The 15,843-nt window shown below is 37.0% G+C and carries 20 protein-coding genes; 8 read left to right on the top strand and 12 right to left on the bottom strand.

Features of this window, described 5'->3' with window-relative positions; genetic code table 11:
• The first annotated feature begins 115 nt into the window (after nucleotides 1–115).
• The 3 genes from BMZ71_RS12780 to BMZ71_RS12770 all read left to right on the top strand — a co-directional run bounded on the left by BMZ71_RS12780 (nucleotide 116) and on the right by BMZ71_RS12770 (nucleotide 2,239).
• Nucleotides 116–1,099 carry an aldo/keto reductase gene (locus BMZ71_RS12780; protein WP_086989598.1) on the top strand — a complete coding sequence of 328 codons (984 nt, stop codon included), beginning with the start codon at nucleotides 116–118 and terminating at the stop codon, nucleotides 1,097–1,099.
• A 230-nt stretch (nucleotides 1,100–1,329) separates the two neighbouring features.
• Entirely contained in the window at nucleotides 1,330–1,578 is a 249-nt protein-coding gene (locus tag BMZ71_RS12775; protein WP_068562239.1) for a GlsB/YeaQ/YmgE family stress response membrane protein, read from the top strand.
• 247 nt (nucleotides 1,579–1,825) lie between these two features.
• On the top strand, nucleotides 1,826–2,239 hold the full coding sequence (locus tag BMZ71_RS12770) for a Rid family hydrolase (protein WP_086989601.1): 414 nt from the start codon (nucleotides 1,826–1,828) through the stop codon (nucleotides 2,237–2,239).
• A 261-nt stretch (nucleotides 2,240–2,500) separates the two neighbouring features.
• Here the strand turns inward: BMZ71_RS12770 and BMZ71_RS12765 are convergent, their stop codons facing one another.
• Together BMZ71_RS12765 and BMZ71_RS15160 are read right to left on the bottom strand one after the other, a co-directional pair.
• Complete coding sequence (locus tag BMZ71_RS12765) at nucleotides 2,501–2,896, bottom strand: putative periplasmic lipoprotein (protein ID WP_086989603.1); 396 nt, start codon at nucleotides 2,894–2,896, stop codon at nucleotides 2,501–2,503.
• Between the two features lie 113 nt (nucleotides 2,897–3,009).
• A complete protein-coding gene (locus tag BMZ71_RS15160) occupies nucleotides 3,010–3,585 on the bottom strand; it encodes a helix-turn-helix domain-containing protein (RefSeq protein WP_218142828.1) in 576 nt (191 codons plus the stop codon).
• A 357-nt stretch (nucleotides 3,586–3,942) separates the two neighbouring features.
• Between BMZ71_RS15160 and BMZ71_RS12755 the strand changes: the two genes are divergently transcribed.
• Nucleotides 3,943–5,172: a glycoside hydrolase family 2 TIM barrel-domain containing protein gene (locus BMZ71_RS12755; RefSeq protein ID WP_086989607.1), complete on the top strand. Its 1,230-nt coding sequence runs from the start codon at nucleotides 3,943–3,945 to the stop codon at nucleotides 5,170–5,172.
• 276 nt (nucleotides 5,173–5,448) lie between these two features.
• Here BMZ71_RS12755 and BMZ71_RS12750 read toward each other — a convergent pair whose 3' ends face one another.
• From BMZ71_RS12750 to BMZ71_RS12740, 3 genes are all read right to left on the bottom strand, one after another.
• Entirely contained in the window at nucleotides 5,449–6,054 is a 606-nt protein-coding gene (locus BMZ71_RS12750) for a YczE/YyaS/YitT family protein (RefSeq protein ID WP_245734440.1), read from the bottom strand.
• A complete protein-coding gene (locus BMZ71_RS12745) occupies nucleotides 6,044–7,477 on the bottom strand; it encodes a 6-phospho-beta-glucosidase (protein ID WP_086989608.1) in 1,434 nt (477 codons plus the stop codon). The genes BMZ71_RS12750 and BMZ71_RS12745 overlap by 11 nt, the downstream gene beginning before the upstream one ends.
• A gap of 94 nt (nucleotides 7,478–7,571) precedes the next feature.
• On the bottom strand, nucleotides 7,572–8,312 hold the full coding sequence (locus tag BMZ71_RS12740) for a MurR/RpiR family transcriptional regulator (protein ID WP_232309380.1): 741 nt from the start codon (nucleotides 8,310–8,312) through the stop codon (nucleotides 7,572–7,574).
• Nucleotides 8,313–9,105: 793 nt separating this feature from the next.
• On the opposite strand from BMZ71_RS12740, the gene BMZ71_RS12735 reads away from it, so the two are divergent.
• Entirely contained in the window at nucleotides 9,106–10,005 is a 900-nt protein-coding gene (locus BMZ71_RS12735) for a LysR family transcriptional regulator (RefSeq protein ID WP_086989649.1), read from the top strand.
• A gap of 110 nt (nucleotides 10,006–10,115) precedes the next feature.
• Nucleotides 10,116–10,700 carry a LysE family transporter gene (locus tag BMZ71_RS12730; protein WP_068562245.1) on the top strand — a complete coding sequence of 195 codons (585 nt, stop codon included), beginning with the start codon at nucleotides 10,116–10,118 and terminating at the stop codon, nucleotides 10,698–10,700.
• A gap of 407 nt (nucleotides 10,701–11,107) precedes the next feature.
• Here BMZ71_RS12730 and BMZ71_RS12725 read toward each other — a convergent pair whose 3' ends face one another.
• The 5 genes from BMZ71_RS12725 to BMZ71_RS12705 form a co-directional block, all read right to left on the bottom strand.
• Entirely contained in the window at nucleotides 11,108–11,515 is a 408-nt protein-coding gene (locus BMZ71_RS12725) for a hypothetical protein (protein WP_086989610.1), read from the bottom strand.
• Between the two features lie 181 nt (nucleotides 11,516–11,696).
• The gene (locus BMZ71_RS12720; protein WP_177187627.1) at nucleotides 11,697–12,254 is read right to left on the bottom strand and encodes a 2'-5' RNA ligase family protein; all 558 of its coding nucleotides are present in this window, start codon (nucleotides 12,252–12,254) and stop codon (nucleotides 11,697–11,699) included.
• Nucleotides 12,255–12,326: 72 nt separating this feature from the next.
• The gene (locus BMZ71_RS12715; protein ID WP_086989614.1) at nucleotides 12,327–12,674 is read right to left on the bottom strand and encodes a DUF1648 domain-containing protein; all 348 of its coding nucleotides are present in this window, start codon (nucleotides 12,672–12,674) and stop codon (nucleotides 12,327–12,329) included.
• 63 nt (nucleotides 12,675–12,737) lie between these two features.
• Nucleotides 12,738–12,998, bottom strand: a complete 261-nt coding sequence (locus tag BMZ71_RS12710; protein ID WP_068562247.1) for a hypothetical protein — start codon at nucleotides 12,996–12,998, stop codon at nucleotides 12,738–12,740.
• 138 nt (nucleotides 12,999–13,136) lie between these two features.
• Nucleotides 13,137–13,361: a hypothetical protein gene (locus BMZ71_RS12705; RefSeq protein ID WP_086989615.1), complete on the bottom strand. Its 225-nt coding sequence runs from the start codon at nucleotides 13,359–13,361 to the stop codon at nucleotides 13,137–13,139.
• Between the two features lie 282 nt (nucleotides 13,362–13,643).
• Between BMZ71_RS12705 and BMZ71_RS12700 the strand changes: the two genes are divergently transcribed.
• A complete protein-coding gene (locus BMZ71_RS12700) occupies nucleotides 13,644–14,123 on the top strand; it encodes a zinc metalloprotease (protein WP_086989617.1) in 480 nt (159 codons plus the stop codon).
• 166 nt (nucleotides 14,124–14,289) lie between these two features.
• Here the strand turns inward: BMZ71_RS12700 and BMZ71_RS12695 are convergent, their stop codons facing one another.
• Together BMZ71_RS12695 and BMZ71_RS12690 are read right to left on the bottom strand one after the other, a co-directional pair.
• On the bottom strand, nucleotides 14,290–14,484 hold the full coding sequence (locus BMZ71_RS12695) for a helix-turn-helix transcriptional regulator (RefSeq protein WP_086989619.1): 195 nt from the start codon (nucleotides 14,482–14,484) through the stop codon (nucleotides 14,290–14,292).
• Entirely contained in the window at nucleotides 14,484–14,780 is a 297-nt protein-coding gene (locus BMZ71_RS12690) for a hypothetical protein (protein WP_068562252.1), read from the bottom strand. Before BMZ71_RS12690 ends, BMZ71_RS12695 begins: the two co-directional genes overlap by 1 nt.
• 834 nt (nucleotides 14,781–15,614) lie before the next feature.
• Between BMZ71_RS12690 and tnpA the strand changes: the two genes are divergently transcribed.
• On the top strand, nucleotides 15,615–15,843 hold a 229-nt coding region (tnpA, locus tag BMZ71_RS12680; RefSeq protein WP_143071397.1), incomplete at its 3' end, for an IS200/IS605 family transposase.

Here is a 15,843-nt window from a genome sequence, read left to right as displayed (position 1 = left end):
GGGGGTGGCAAGTTGTTTTTGTCGTTAACCCCGTTAAATCAACGAAAAAATACAAAATTGAACGTCTGGCAGAGCTAAACTTTGACAGTACGAAAAATAGAAGGGGAGTAACGATATGAATAAACGTACTTTAGGCAGTCAAGGATTAGTGACATCGGAATTAGGTTTTGGTTGTATGGGTTTGAATCATCACAGAGGGCCAGTGAAAGATCGAAATGAAATGATGAAAGTTGTGCGGCATGCATTTGATGCCGGCGTGACGATGTTTGACACCGCAGAAGTATATGGTCCCTACACCAATGAAGAATTAGTCGGTGAAGCTATTCAAACATTTCGTAAAGAGATTCAATTAGCGACAAAAGGCGGCTTTAACATTAAGGGAAATTCCTACTACCCAGAGAGCAAGAAAGAAACGTTGAGAAATTCTCTAGAAGGCTCTTTAAAACGTTTGGGAACGGATTATATTGATTTGTACTATATTCATCGAGTGGATCCTAATATTCCGATTGAAGAAGTGGCCCAGACTATGCAGGAATTTAAGAAGGAAGGGAAAATACTGCAGTGGGGATTATCTGAGGCGAGTGCAGAAACAATTCGTCGTGCACATCACGTCGAACCTTTAGCAGCTGTCCAAAGCGAATATTCTATTTGGTGGAGAGAATTGGAAAAAGAAGTGATCCCGACTTTGGAAGAGTTGAAAATTGGTTTAGTTGCCTACAGTCCTTTGGGTAGAGGATTTCTTACCGGAAAATTGACAAGAGATGCTATAGCTAGCGAAAACGATAATCGTGCAGAACTTCCACGTTTTACTGAAGAAGCTTTCAAAGCTAATCAAGTAGTTCTGGACCTGTTGCAAAAGATTGCCAATGAAAAAGAAGCGACGATTGCGCAAGTATCGCTGGCTTGGTTATTGGCACAAAAAGATTGGATTGTACCCATCCCAGGAACAACAAAATTGAGTAGAATAGACGAAAATACGGGTGCAACGGCTATTCATTTCAGCAAACAAGAACTGAACGACATCAATCATGCAGTGGATCAATTAGAAATTGTAGGAGATCGTTATAATCAAGAACAAAACAGCCGAACAGGTAAATAATGCCTGCTGTAGAAAGTGATTTTCCTCTTATGGGTTCAGTTGTGTCCAACTAAATTTATATCATTGTGAGAAAGTTATTTGATACATCCAAGTTTCTCTTTTCGGGAGCCGACTCGCTTCGAGTGTAAATACTTTATAATATAGGTTATTCCTTATATAATGGCAGTGTAACGAGCAAGGTTTGGACACATGGTTACTGTAGGCTTCTATATAAGAAGGAGGAGTAAAAAATGGACTTTCTTTGGTCATTAATTGTCGGTGGTATTTTAGGCGCACTCGCTGGAGCTTTTCTGGGTAAAGATGTTCCCGGTGGCATTATCGGAAATATCATTGCAGGTTTTGTTGGTTCCTGGTTAGGTGTAACATTGTTCGGAGCTTGGGGACCTGCAATCGGAGGATTTTATATCGCACCTGCACTAATAGGAGCCATCATCTTGATATTCGTTCTTTCCCTTATCCTTAAAACGATGAAAAAGTAAGTTTGTTCTGCACATCAACCAGACGTGCGATGTCAGAATGAATTCAGAAACAGATAATGCTGGTCAGCCGAACTTGTGGTTGGCTAGCATTATCTGTTTTTGTGCCCATTGCACAGAGTCGGTGTAAAAACGTGCAAGGTACACATACTCAAAAAACAGTCCGCTTGCTATAGTAAATGCGATAGTAACCGCTTTAATGGGTTGCTGCCGTAAGCTAAAAAATTATCTAAAAGGGGATACAAATATAATGAGTGGCTACAACGCAGTATTGGCAAGAAATACAGAAAATGCACCCGAAAGTGCTCTATCTACACAATCGGTAGCTTTTTCTCATTACAATCATCTTTCCGCTCAATTACCACTAGATCCAAAAACTGGCAAAATGGTAGCCGGTGGCGTGAAAGAGCAGGCGGAACAATGCCTGAAAAATATGAAAGCTATCGTCGAAAGTGTTGCCCATGTTATGGATGATGTGGTCGCAGTCACTGTACTCCTTAAAGACAGCGCTGATATGGCGGCTGTAGATGAAGTTCACACAACCTTTTTCCAAAACGGTGTTCCTGCACGGACAACGCTCGCAGTTTCAGCGCTGCCTATGGATGCTTTAGTCCAGATCGATGCAGTTGTATCAAACGCCGAAGGAACACCACCAGTAGCGTAACGGGTATTTATTTGCAAATGCATGAACTATCAAAGGTACTTATCCACTGCGTAGATGCGTATCTTAATTATAAAGAGCCGTCCCAAATAAAAAATTGAGACAGCTGCTGTTTAATAAATTCCTCTCCATGCTGTTGAAAATATTGCTGAATAAATTGTAGCGCATCGTTTATTGACTCTTTATAAACTTCTTGGAAAAACACCCGATATGAGCCTAACCGAATTTTGGTTGGGCTCGTATCGGGTGTTTGGATTGATTATTTCATTTTTCTACTTTTACGATCCCCATGCCGGGAATCTGCGGAGGGATGGACATCGTGGTGGGGGCATGCTCGACTAAGGTGACTGTTACGCTGTCGCCTTTTTCTAATGCTGACAGAGGTATATTTTCACCGGAGGATAAGTCGGTCAAGGCAACACCTTCCATCAACAGGATGACTTCATCGAAAGAAGCAGCCTCCGAAGATTCTACCGGAACTAAGTCAGACACGAACAAACCGCCTTCATGCGTTTCGCTGCTGTCGATAACCGTTCCTGTATACAGGACAGTTGCTTCTTCATTTTCCGCAACCTCACTATTTATGCTCGCCTGTGAACTCGCAGCACCACAGCCACTCAGCAGAGCCGTAGTGAGAAAGCATAAGATTAACTTTTTCAAACAAATTCCTCCTTGTTGTTCAGATAATCCAAGTATAACCCACACGACAATAAATGTTCAAATATTAACTCAAATATAAAATAAAGTCTCCGGGTTAAATCGCTTATGCCTTGTTAAGTCTCCGTAAAACAGTGCTTACTATATTGCGAAGGAGAAAGCGAAGTCGTTTTTTTAAATACCCTACTAAAATAATTTAGATCATTGAATTCTACCATGAGCGCAACCTCTGTAATCGATACATTTCCCCGTTCCAAGTAGCGTTTCGCCTCTTCTATTCTCTTTTGATTAATATAGTCAACGATGCTCTTGCTCGTTTCTGCTTTGAATTTACGTGAAAGATGTGAGGCATTCACGTAAAGTTCATCAGCAATGATAGATAATGATAAATCCTCTTCTAGATGCATATGGATGTAATTCACGGCCTTTTTAACAAGAAGACTATAATGACGGGTAGAAAAATCTCTTACAGCTGCACAGTATTCATAAACCATCGCTTCCCCCAACTGTTTTAAGACGGAAAGGCTGGAGGCTCTTTCAATCAAAATCGCAAATTTTTCGGAAATATGATGAATGTAAAGAGGATGAACACCGCCTCTTTCAGCTGCGGTTCTGGAAATTGTGTTCATAACCAATACGATATTTTTTGCAGATCGAATAGGGCTTTCAGGTATTCGATTTAAAAAAATCAATAAAATATCTTTGTTGGAGTCGTTTAAAATACGGGTAATTTTATCTTTATTTCCTTGGGCGATAGCATCGACAATCTCTTTTTCTAATCGAAAACGCTCCTCTATCTGATCGTTACTCTCAGCTATTGCTAGTTTTAATTCTTCTCTATTGAGAGTGGAGACAACCCGTTCTGCCCCTAGCGATTGCGTTTCAATATAAGCATGTGCAAATAAATTTACGAGTAATTCACCGATGCTTTGGGCGTTTTTTCTGCTGACAACGGATAAAGAGTGATAAAATTCTTCGAGTGATTTTCGTTCGCTTATGGGTGCGTTGTTTTTCGCAACAATATCGCTGATTAATCCAATATCTCTTTGATGTCTAAAACAGAGTTAGAAGGCATTAATGCCAAACAACAGATAGTTGAACTGATTAGACAAAACTTTAATCATCCGTCTATCCTGTTCTGGGGAATCCAGAATGAAATTCAAATTAGTGGGGAAAGACCTGAGCTAAGGAAACTCGTGAATGAATTGAATGAGTTAACGAAAAAGGAAGACCCTACCCGATTGACTACAATGGCAAACGTCATGTTCGTTGAAGATGAAGATGACTATAATTATGTGACGGATACGATTGGATACAATAAATATTTTGGTTGGTATAACGGTGAAGCAGGGGACTTTGCGGGCTGGTTAGATGGTTTCCATAAGAAAAATCCGACTGTAAAACTGGCGATTTCAGAATATGGTGCAGAAGGAATTTTACAATACCATAGCAGTGAACCAAAAATAAAAGACTATTCTGAGGAATACCATGCGCTTTATCATGAAACCGTGTGGAAGATTTTTGAAAAACGTCCCTTCCTTTGGGCAACGTATGCATGGAACATGTTTGACTTCGGTGCGAACATCAGAGATGAGGGCGGTGTACAGGGAAGAAACAACAAAGGGCTCATCACCTATGATAGAAAGATTAAGAAGGATGCTTTTTATCTGTATAAGGCACATTGGAGTGATGAAAAATTTGTGCATATTACAGGCAAACGTTTTGTCGATCGGACGGATGATACGATCGATATCAAAGTCTATTCTAACTGTAATGAAGTGAACCTATCTGTAAACGGAGGGGAAACGACTACCCTTACGAGTGAGGATAAAATCTTTGTCTTTGAAAACATTTCCCTGAAAGAGGGAATAAATGAAGTCAAGGTATTCGCCAAGGATGGGAATATTAGCCTGCAAGATGTAGCGATGTTCAATAAAGTGGACAACCCGAACGAAAGCTATTTTACCCCTGAAGAAGAAGGGGGATTCGTCGCCAACTGGTTCGATATGCCGGAATTAGGCGATGTGGAAATGGAAGAACTTGTCATAACGGATGATGTCTACTCTACCCGTTGCACAGTGGGAGAACTTTTTAAAAACGAAGAAACAAAAGCGATCGTAACGACATACTTAGGTAACGTGGAAGAACATCCGATGTTCGATATGATGCAAGGTTTTACAATCGATGCCATGTCTCAAATTGCATCCGATCAATTTAGCGAAAAAATGCTGTACACCCTCAACAAGAAACTATCCCAAATTAAAAAAAGTGAACAGTAAGGATGAACTTCTAACTGAACTACTCTTTATCACATACAATCACGACCAAAGAGGCTGCGATAAAATCCCAACTAAATAGAAAAATAGACGCGAGCTTACCCAAGTTAGGTAAGGTGACGTCTATTTTTTATCTTCCTCCGTAGGGGTATGGTGAACAAAAAGGGTATCCTTTGTTGATAAAATTATAAAAAAGTCACTATTTTTTTGCTGTTTTCAGACCTAACGGAATATCAATCAATCTATTGATTTAATGCAACACTAGGGTTCAAATGCCGTTTATTTACTCTTTTGTAAAAACTTATTAATTAAATTATACGTAGTGTTTAGAATGTAACCAATCAGAAATACGGAGATTAAAGGACCAATAACAAGATGCTGGTTAAGCAACCAAGCAATAATAAAGAGACACAGATCTCCTAAACTTCTAATCAACCCAATTGAGTTCTTAGTGACCTTACTAATCCAAAAAACACATGCATCATAAGGTACTTTACCTAGATTTGCACTAGTATATATACCGGCTCCAATCCCAAGTAATAAAATACCCATAATCAAGAAAAGAAAGTTGCCCGGATTACTGAGTCCTTGGTTTAATGTATATTCGGCAGTTGCTCCAACAATATAAGGTTGGAGAATACTCCCAATACCTAATTGAGCGCGGTCATAAAGTAAAGGTGGAATCAGCATTAGTAAAGTGATGATCATATTGGATTGATTTAAAGTTAAATTAGTATGAAGTGAAATCCCTTGCCAGACCCAAGAAAGAGAATCGCTCCCATAACCTGTTGATATGGATAATGAAACTCCGAAACCCATGACTAAAGATCCGAATAAAAGAAGAAAGAAATGAAATAATGAGGTTAGATTAAATTTATTTTTCATTTAAATTTTCACCGTTATTTTTAATTACTTCTTGATACCAATAAAAAGATTTTTTCGGAATACGTCTGAATGTTCCCTTACCGAAATTATCTCGGTCAACATAAATAAAACCATAGCGCTTAGCCATTTCACCAGTTCCATTAGAAATAGAATCAATACATGCCCATGAGGTATAGCCGATTAATTCGACACCATCCAGAGTGATTGCGTCAGACATGGCTTTGATATGTTCTTTATGGTATTCAATTCTATAATCATCATGAATCTCATCAGTTTCTGTTAAATTATCGACAGCCCCTAAACCATTCTCTACAACAAACATAGGTTTGTTGTAACGATCATAAATTTCATTGATTGTAATTCGAAATCCTAATGGATCAATTTGCCAACCCCATTCGCTAGTTTCTAAATAAGGGTTGATTTCTGAAGCAAAAATATTGCTTTCGGTTTGATTCGCAGCATCAGGTTGGGCGCTGCTTACTCTTGAAGAATAATAAGAAAAGCTAATAAAATCTACAGTGTGGTCTCTTAAAACTGCGATATCACCATCTTTAATAGGAAGAGTGAGATTTTGTTGTTCGATTTGTTTTAAATAATAATTAGGGTAGCTTCCTCTTACTTGGACATCTGAAAACATATAGCTTTCACGTGAATCTTGGATGGATTTCCATACATCTTCTGGACGCGGCGTCTGAGCATAATAACTTCCAGCAGCCAACATACATCCAATTTGAAAATCAGGGTTTATTTTTTTAGCAAGCTGAGTTGCTTTAGAGCTGGCGACTAATTGATGATGGATCACATCAGTTGTAATCTGCTCTCTATTATCCTCTGGTTTAAAAGTTAAGCCTGTTGCTACAAAAGGGAAATGTAAGACCATATTGATTTCATTAAAAGTAAGCCAATATTTGACATAATCTTTATAATGGGTAAACACTGTTTCAGTGAATTTTAAATAAAAATCAATAGTTTGACGATTCTTCCATCCACCATATTCGTCAACTAAATACATAGGGATATCAAAATGATTGATGGTTACTAAGGGTTCAATATTATATTTTCGACACTCTTTAAAGACATTCAGATAGTAATCCAGGCCTAACTGGTTAGGTTTGGATTCATTTCCCTTAGGATAAATTCTTGACCAAGAGAGGGATAATCGGTAGACTTTGAATCCCATTTGGGCCATCAGTGCAATATCCTCTTTGTAATGGTGATAATGGTCAATGGCGACTCTTGATGGAAAGAAAGTATCCTCGGGTAAAGATTTAGGATCCAAATTTCCTGTACCTACTTGGAAACGTGATTCCCCGTAAGGCATATAATCTAAATTTGAAAGGCCTCGTCCATCAATAGTGTAAGCTCCTTCTGTTTGATTCGCAGCAGTTGCTCCGCCCCATAAAAAATTGTTTGGAAATGACATATATATTCCTCCTTGTTCTTATCACAAAGTATAAGGGGTATGTCGGTAATCAAAAAGGAAGTTTCTTTAAAAGAAACTTCCTTGACGAACAAGCTTAATAGGTTTGCTTTAAATTGAGGATTAATAAGTCAATAACATATTTAAAAAAGTAGGCATTGAATTTTTCATATTGTATGGGGACATGTAACTGTTTCCCTTTGAATCTGATATTACTCTGACAACTTATGAGCCATTTTGTTCCATTTGTTTCCTCAAGTCTCTTCACTACGCGTTTGTTGTACTTGAAAGTATTGCCGTCTATACTGAGTACTAATAATAAATCATTGTCGTTAATATCGTAGGAATGATTAAAATCAACATCGCAAATAATAACATTCTTGTTGATCACTTGTAGTTCTGTTTGGATCTGATGGCAGAGGTAACGAGCATCGCCTTGAGCAAACACATATATAGTATTTGCTGAGGTAAGCTGTTTAATTAATAACTCCAGGCGATTATAATCTAAAGAATTTGTTAGAGAGTTAAGAAAATAAATCATAGTATTTGTAAAATTTAAAATATTATCTTTCATATTATCATATACATCAAAATCGTGACGGCGTCTCTCTAAGGATTCAAGGTATTCTAAGCAGGCATCTTTAAAGTCAATGTATGTTTTATAGTCTAAATATCTGACATATTTAGAAATTTGACTTTTTGATACAAACGTTCTAATAGCAACCTCATCCATTGTAATATAAGGAATCTCATGAATATGTTCTTGAAAAAATAAACTCAATATATAGAAAGTTGAATTTTTTTTATAGGAATTTGTCACATCATTTAGTTTATCCATTATCAATCGTATCAGTCCTTTATAATGTGAAGTTAAAACAGAGAGAATAAATAGCTCAATGAAGTGACTAAGGGCTTATTCAAAAACAACATCAAGGGAACCGTAATCGTGATGGTAAGCATTGGTATCTAGAATTGTTCAGAATGGACACGGTCTTTCCCATAAATCATAGGATTATTTTTGTTTAATATACAGTCATGTCGTTAGCCATTTTGTAAGGGTCTTAGATAGGTCATTCACCCTCATTATAAAGGATTTTTTTATGCTATGGAATGATCAAAATTTTCATGCTACGCCAGTGGTATTTTATATTCGCTTACCCTTCGTTATAAAAGAAGACTATTAAAGACTCGGTTATATCATTTTTACTCTTTAAAAAAGAATGCCGCAATCAATTGTCCGCACCGGTTCAAAAATTTCGTTTTTAGTGATAGGAATTTGTAAAATTTTTTCAACTCAAAAGTGCATCACCGTAGGAGTTTCACAAGTTTGCAAAATGTTTCATGCATCTAAAATGATGTCCAGCTTCACGGGTAAGCCCTTCGGAAATTAGATAAATCTGACCCATTGCGCTCTACGATGCTCATTCAGGGCCGGATTTCCTAAATTTCTTTCAGGGCTGAACGAACCCGTTCAGCTTTTCTTATGATAGCCAATGTTGAATTTCATCGGCTACAGCCGAAAAATAACGACTCTATGTCAGTTTTCATCGTTTGATCAGTAAGCGCAGTCGTATGTGCTAGAATAGAATATTATAAGGTCAGAAAAGCTAATGAAAGAAGTTGGGAACAGTATGACATTTCAACATTTGAAATATTTACTCACAGTTGCAGAGAAAGGGTCAATTACAGAAGCGGCAAAGGGATTATTCATTTCACAACCGAGCCTTTCAAATGCGATTAAAGAGGTGGAGAAAGAAATCGGGTTCAGTATTTTTACGCGAAGTCGGACGGGAATTGCCTTGACAAAAGAAGGCATGGAATTTTTAGGCTATGCAAGACAAGTAGTGCAACAGATGGATTTGCTGGAATCAAAATATGTTTTTAATGTACCCGTAAAACAGCGGTTTTGTGTTTCAACACAGCACTACACGTTCACGGCTAATGCGTTTGTGGAAATGGTGCAACAGTTCGGACAGGAACGTTTTGAATTTATCTTAAATGAAACACAGACATTTCAAATCATTGATGATGTGAAGAATCGTTTTAGCGATGTAGGCATACTCTTCATAAGCAACAGCAATGAAACCATCATGCGAAAAGTGTTAGAGAAAAATAATTTGGACTTTTATGAGTTATTTAGCGTCAGCCCCCATGTATTTTTGAGAACGGATCATCCCTTGGCAAAAAGGGGTGTTGTCACCCTTAAAGATTTAGAGCCTTACCCTCGCTTAAGTTTTCTTCAAGGCAATTACAATTCCACTTATTTTGCAGAAGAACTTTTCAGTATGGAACCTGCAGAAAAGAGTATCAAAGTCAGTGATCGTGCGGCAATCGTGAACCTCATGATTGGTTTGGATGGTTATACGATTTCCAGCGGAATTTTCCCGAAATATCTGCATGGCGGTTCTATCGTGGCACTTCCACTTGCAGAGAATGAACAAATGCGTATTGGGTACATTTTAAACAAAGGGCAAGCACTATCAGAATTGGGGGTAACATATACTGAGGCTTTGCGACAATACAGAGTATAATTTTTATATTTTTATCATAGTTTTAAACTATGGAAAAACATAAAATATCGGAATAACCTATACAAACAGGGTTTATGTTATAGTCTAAAAAAACAGAAAGGAAGAAAATAATGCCTGGATATGTATTAGGGAATTTCTTTATTTATGCGATAATTAACGCGTTTACTCCGGGGCCGGGGAATATTTTAGCATTGAATACAGTCACAAATTATGGATACAAAAAAGGTCGCTCTTTATTTTTTGGCATCTTCGCAGGGTATTATGTAGTTCAAATTATCTGTGCACTGTTTGTCTATGGTGTGAGTGCTTTTATGCCGAATATCCTTGGCATAATGAAATATATTGGTGCTGCGTATATTCTATGGCTCGCCATTCATATCGCGGTAAGCAAACCTGAGTCAGAGAGTACTGAAAAATCGGCCTCTTTTTTTAAAGGATTCTTGCTCCAATTTGTGAATGTGAAAATCTATTTGTTTGGTATAACCGCTCTGACCGGATATATAACGGATTACTACACTTCTTTTTTTGATCTAATATTGTTTGAACTGATTGTTGCCACAATCGGAACCATTGCCACAATCACTTGGATTGGAATGGGTATGATGATACAAAGGATGTATCAAAAACATTTTAGGCTCATCAATATTATTCTGGCAGCTTCATTGCTGGAGTGTATTTATAGTATGCTAAAGTGAGTGTGGAATTTTATCGCATAAGTCTTAAAAAATGAGGGTGGTATTACATTCAATACAAATAAAAAACTGACTACGGGACTCATAATCAGTTTTTTATTTTGTCTGGGTGCCTAAGTTAGACAGCACTCATGCGGTTATAACTTAAAAGCAAAGACTACAGGAAAATAAAGTATACTTTTCTGTTAGTCATATTTCCGTTTCAATTGGGATATGACTCTTTTCTTTTTGTCTGTTTAGAGTGTAACCAAAATCGTCACCTGTGAAATGTTGTTTTTATTACTTTTTTAATGAAAACGAGAAATGTTGGTTAAATATTAACTAATAAGAGAGAAGGTAAGGCAGGTTACGTATTCGTATCAATCATCGATTAAAATTTATCTCTTTCATAAATTATTGGGCAGCTGCTATCAAATCAGCCATTCTCCCGAGTCTAAATCTATAAATTTATCTAACGTTATTTCAGATTTAAAGGTTTCCCCATATTCACCTCCACGAGTCTGTTGATCTAATTTAAAAGGTATATTATAAAATCGATCTTTAGCTGTTTTAGTTATCATATTATTTTTGATGAAATATGATATGACCTTTTTATGTGCATCTATATCATCACAATTGAGATAAAAGCAGGCTACACCTGTTTCGGCATTACTATGTTTGGCTTGTGTAACAATTCTATCCTTTACGGCGTTCTCACATTTTTCCGCTGCAACTTTTTTGTCCTTAAAAAAATACATCCACTTACCGACTTTATCGTATTCAAATTCGTTAGTTTCTGCTAAATAATATACCCAGGGGATACTTTCTATTATTTTCATTTATAGTCCTCATTTCTTTACAAATCTAAAGTTAACTACCTTCTCCATACCTCGTCACTCCTTTCAGTACCAACTCCTTTGTAGTAACTCTTTTGGCATTCATTGATTGCAGATGAGACAGGAGTGACTAGGGATACCGTAAAATGTTCCTTTAAACACATCTGAGAAAATTTGTTTTGAATTATTTTAGTTCCTTGGAAAAAATAACGGTATCTTCTATTACCACACCATCATTGTTAAGTTTAAGTTCTATTAGAGCAATTCCACTTAATGTACCGTGGATTTGGTCTATATTTTTTTTACAATAGCTAAATGCTTGCACCATTTTATCTTCATCTAATCTACTTGCAATGGTGCAATGAGGACTCCATTTACCTGGAAGATAAAATGAAGTTTCATTCTGGTTGAATGTTCTGAAGTAGTCGTGATGGCTGCTATGAAAGTCAAGTAATTCAGTTGATAAGGTTGGAGCAGTGAATAAAGTTCCTGTACCGATAAAAATTCCTAATGTATTCAAAGTCAAAGCTACCTTTTCCTTATCTTCATAGAATCTATCTGCTAATTGTATAAATCTATTTTTATCTAAAGCATCATAATCAGCAATGGTGATATGAGGCCTTTTTCCTTTAGTTTCCACGCCATAGTGACTAATATTCTGCTCACTTAAATCTTTCCATAATCTTCGGAAATTCACTTCTGTTTCATGATCTAAATAACCTACAAATACATATTCATACATAAAGTAGCCCCCCTTAAGTTGGCAAAACATCGTTTGTAAACGCAAGGATATTACTCCATTTTACCTATCCAATCAAACATTCAAATTGTAAAGAACTGCAGAAAAATAGGCGATGTCAAAGAAGATTGGGAATAAAAGGATACTAGAGCTGGTTCTGTTCCCGCCGAAAACATTCATTGTAGGGTCTTTTTTCTTGCAGCGCATCACTCTGTAAAGTTGAAAAAGTAACCCTGCAACAGGCAGCCCGATTAAGAATGCCAACTTCGGGAGATAATCATCCGCTTGTCCCAGTTCGTTAATGTGGATGGCGATTCGGTCAGGCAAGTACGAATAAGAAAAGACCCCGCTGATTAGAGGAAGAAGCAATATTGCAAATGAGTTTTGCACACTGAATATTGAGAAACGCTGACTATGAGTCATTCCCTCTCTTCTTTCTGTTCGTTTTTTTGTTATTAAATTCACAAGATTTTGGATAAAGGTCCATCAGTTGGAAAAGGCATATGTGCGGCCTTCAAACGCCATAAAGTCTAAATTTTTTCTTTCAAAAGAACGGGATCCGATCAGGATAGGTTCTTCTGAACCGTTTTCGATTGAGTGAAAAGCATTGATCGTGTCCGACTTTGAAACAGAAAAATGAATCTCCGACTGTCCTTTGTATTTTACGGTAACAGGCCACAAGTAACTTTGGGAGAATTCGTTATACTCAGGAAAATCAACGTAGTAGGGTGGTATATTATCGTCCATATTGCTTTGGCCCCTTATCTCTATAGTTATTATGCAAGTAACTGAAAATTTTATGATGCTGACGTGTACTTTTTGTCGAATTGTTTGGGTTGGCTAGGATGGTAATTTCCAATGGGGTAGCTTAGTAGTCCCACATTATTACGTATTTTCTTTCTTTTTTTTCATAACCTTTTCTAAAATCTTTAGGGCCACGATAACAAGCATTAGTATGCCGCTGATATTAAAGAAGTAAACATATCTAATGTCTGTAATGCCATTGTTGTAGAAATGTCCATTAAATAAAAGCCAGATTCCTCCTATTAAATAACCGGTTATGGTATTCCAACGATCTAGAAATCGCCACATTTTTCTGAAAAACTCCATGACATTTCCTCTTTTCTGAAGTTCTAACTATAGAAAAAATAAATTATTTGATACAATAGTAACATAAAAAATGTTTTGGTAAAAATATTTCTATATTGGTGTAGAAAAAGGAAATTGCTTTTTGAGAGAAAGGTGATTGTAAGAATGAGTACGCGAGAAAATCAGAAAAAGTACGATAATGAGAACAATGACAATGTAGCCAGCTCCATTTATTCCAAAGTACAGATTGATCAAGGGGGCAAACATGTTACATAGAATTAGAATGGAAGAAGGTAGTTTAGTATGATACATTTCGTTTTCTTTACTCTGGTAATACCAGTCACCCTGTTGCTACACGAAGTTGGACATGGTATTGGAGTGGTGCTGACATCCAAGTCGAACCCCCATATCTACTTAGGAAGCAGCGGGGAAGATAACCGGGAGAATTTTCAGGTCGGAAGATTCCATTTTCATCTTCAATGGGCGTACTTCGGGTGTTGCAAATGGGATGGCCGCATGGACAAATTGCAACGATTTTTGTGTCTATTAAGTGGTCCATTGATGAACCTATTCCTCATGGGGATAACTGTATTGCTGCTTCGTTTAGAATCTGAGGGTTGGACGCGTACGCTTCTAGCGGGTGTTGCCGATCTGAATCTAGTCATGCTTGTGATTAACCTTATTCCTTTTAAACTTCCTAAAAAAATAGGTTCCTTTCAGTCAGATGGTTTGCAGTTACTCAGATTATTAAAAGAGAGGGCAAGTATAGAAGAGAAGATCTGAAGGAATACGTGAGAAAGATTTTTATTTAGATTTACTAACAGATAGGATATACACATGGTTTAAAAAGGCAATAATCAAAGTATACCTTCCCCATTGAGTAAAAACAGCGACACCGAAGAAGAGAGTATCCCTATGATGTGTATAAGTTTGGTCCGTTCTCAATTTTTTACTGCTCCGAAATAAATAACTTATCTACCGTGGTGTTTAAGTTTTTCGCTAAAGCAAAAGCTAACTGCAGAGACGGGTCATATTTTTCATTCTCAATCGCATTGACGGTTTGACGGGTAACGTGGCAGCGGTCAGCCAGTTCTTGTTGCGAGATTTTTTTTGCTGTACGGAGTTCTTTGATATTATTTTTCATCAGGCTAAAGACGCTGTTCCTAGTAGAATAGCCAACAGAATGATTACAAAAACCAGAGTCAGTATCAGTGTTTTTTTGAATGAGTCATCTCCATTCGCTTTAGATAAATAATACCGTTCAAGTAAAATAACAAGGGAAACCGAAAACTGAGCAATCACCAGAAGGATATTCGTTTTCATATCATTCCTAAAAGCCTCAATGCCCCCTATAATAAATAAGGCCGTGACAGTAACAAACAATGTAATCTTAGCAGATTTATTCGCCATCCGCTGCTCCATTTCATCCTTTTTTCGCATACGATAAGCTCCCTTGTGTCAAATGTTTTTTACATTTCAAGTGTACATAGTACAAGAGATAATGTCAAAAACTTTTTACATTTTGAGCGGTGTGGCGTTTGAGATGCTGCATTCATAAAAAAGAATGGAGGACGTCACACTACCATGTTCTCCCCATATTATTTTTAATATGGAGATGGTAGCGATATACTAAGAGGGTCTTAGAAAAAGTTCTATTTTGTTGGCTTGATTCATTATGTCACTATCAGGAGGGGGTTTATTTATGCCTATTTGGTTAGACTTCCTCATTCTGACGATATATTGTAAGTAAGATTTGCTTCTGTTATCACTGTCTGTTCATGTAGAAAGGAGTGGATTTTTTGTTGCACAGAGTAAAGGAGGATGTTGCAATGGCTACGTTAAAAAAGTTTTCTTTCTATCAGCTTTTTCCTATCATTTCAGTTACCTGCCTATTTTTGGCAAAATTCTATGAAGATAATTATCCTTATAGAAACCCTAATCGGATCGTTGAACATATTTATTTCACACTACTATATCAGGGTGCATTGTTCTTTTTCATAGCTTATTTAATTCCTTTATTTTTATCGCTGAAAGTAAAGGAAAATACTAAACGTATATTGAAAATAAGCTCAATTTTTTTTGTGTCCTTCTACCTATTGATTAGCTCCTACCTATTTTATTCAACAAATTCTTCCATTTTGTTGTGGAATTGAAAACCATGGGCTAGGCCCATGGTTCCGGAGAGCTTCCAGCGGTGTATTAAAAAATCCTCGCTAAGTGCTAGAATATATTTGGTTCGCCAACCAATATTCATGACTTAGGAGGATTCTTTATATGTCTCAAGACAAAAATAGTTTAGCACATACCATTTGGAATTGTAAGCATCACATAGTTTTTGCGCCCAAATACCGGAGGCAAGCAATTTACGGAAAGATAAAACAAGATATAGGAGTCATACTTCGGCAGTTATGCGAAAGAAAAGGTGTAGAAATAATCGAAGCGACCGCCTGTGTGGATCACATCCACATGTTGGTAAGCATACCGCCCAAGATAAATGTTTCAT

It is taken from the genome of Trichococcus flocculiformis (genome assembly GCF_900113645.1).
GTDB lineage: Bacteria > Bacillota > Bacilli > Lactobacillales > Aerococcaceae > Trichococcus > Trichococcus flocculiformis.
Note: the sequence above shows the minus strand (reverse complement) of the source record. Positions and strands in the feature narration are given on the sequence as shown.

What these genes read in the sequence shown, in the direction of transcription:
- BMZ71_RS12755 (WP_086989607.1), top strand. Translation starts at nt 3,943, where the DNA reads ATGTCTAAAACAGAGTTAGAAGGCATTAATGCCAAACAACAGATAGTT.
- BMZ71_RS12780 (WP_086989598.1), top strand. Translation starts at nt 116, where the DNA reads ATGAATAAACGTACTTTAGGCAGTCAAGGATTAGTGACATCGGAATTA.
- BMZ71_RS12690 (WP_068562252.1), bottom strand. Translation starts at nt 14,780, where the DNA reads ATGCGAAAAAAGGATGAAATGGAGCAGCGGATGGCGAATAAATCTGCT.
- BMZ71_RS12750 (WP_245734440.1), bottom strand. Translation starts at nt 6,054, where the DNA reads ATGAAAAATAAATTTAATCTAACCTCATTATTTCATTTCTTTCTTCTT.
- BMZ71_RS12705 (WP_086989615.1), bottom strand. Translation starts at nt 13,361, where the DNA reads ATGGAGTTTTTCAGAAAAATGTGGCGATTTCTAGATCGTTGGAATACC.
- BMZ71_RS12710 (WP_068562247.1), bottom strand. Translation starts at nt 12,998, where the DNA reads ATGGACGATAATATACCACCCTACTACGTTGATTTTCCTGAGTATAAC.
- BMZ71_RS12720 (WP_177187627.1), bottom strand. Translation starts at nt 12,254, where the DNA reads ATGTATGAATATGTATTTGTAGGTTATTTAGATCATGAAACAGAAGTG.
- BMZ71_RS12730 (WP_068562245.1), top strand. Translation starts at nt 10,116, where the DNA reads ATGCCTGGATATGTATTAGGGAATTTCTTTATTTATGCGATAATTAAC.
- BMZ71_RS12735 (WP_086989649.1), top strand. Translation starts at nt 9,106, where the DNA reads ATGACATTTCAACATTTGAAATATTTACTCACAGTTGCAGAGAAAGGG.
- BMZ71_RS12725 (WP_086989610.1), bottom strand. Translation starts at nt 11,515, where the DNA reads ATGAAAATAATAGAAAGTATCCCCTGGGTATATTATTTAGCAGAAACT.
- BMZ71_RS12775 (WP_068562239.1), top strand. Translation starts at nt 1,330, where the DNA reads ATGGACTTTCTTTGGTCATTAATTGTCGGTGGTATTTTAGGCGCACTC.
- BMZ71_RS12695 (WP_086989619.1), bottom strand. Translation starts at nt 14,484, where the DNA reads ATGAAAAATAATATCAAAGAACTCCGTACAGCAAAAAAAATCTCGCAA.
- BMZ71_RS12700 (WP_086989617.1), top strand. Translation starts at nt 13,644, where the DNA reads ATGATACATTTCGTTTTCTTTACTCTGGTAATACCAGTCACCCTGTTG.
- BMZ71_RS12770 (WP_086989601.1), top strand. Translation starts at nt 1,826, where the DNA reads ATGAGTGGCTACAACGCAGTATTGGCAAGAAATACAGAAAATGCACCC.
- BMZ71_RS12740 (WP_232309380.1), bottom strand. Translation starts at nt 8,312, where the DNA reads ATGGATAAACTAAATGATGTGACAAATTCCTATAAAAAAAATTCAACT.
- BMZ71_RS12745 (WP_086989608.1), bottom strand. Translation starts at nt 7,477, where the DNA reads ATGTCATTTCCAAACAATTTTTTATGGGGCGGAGCAACTGCTGCGAAT.
- BMZ71_RS12715 (WP_086989614.1), bottom strand. Translation starts at nt 12,674, where the DNA reads ATGACTCATAGTCAGCGTTTCTCAATATTCAGTGTGCAAAACTCATTT.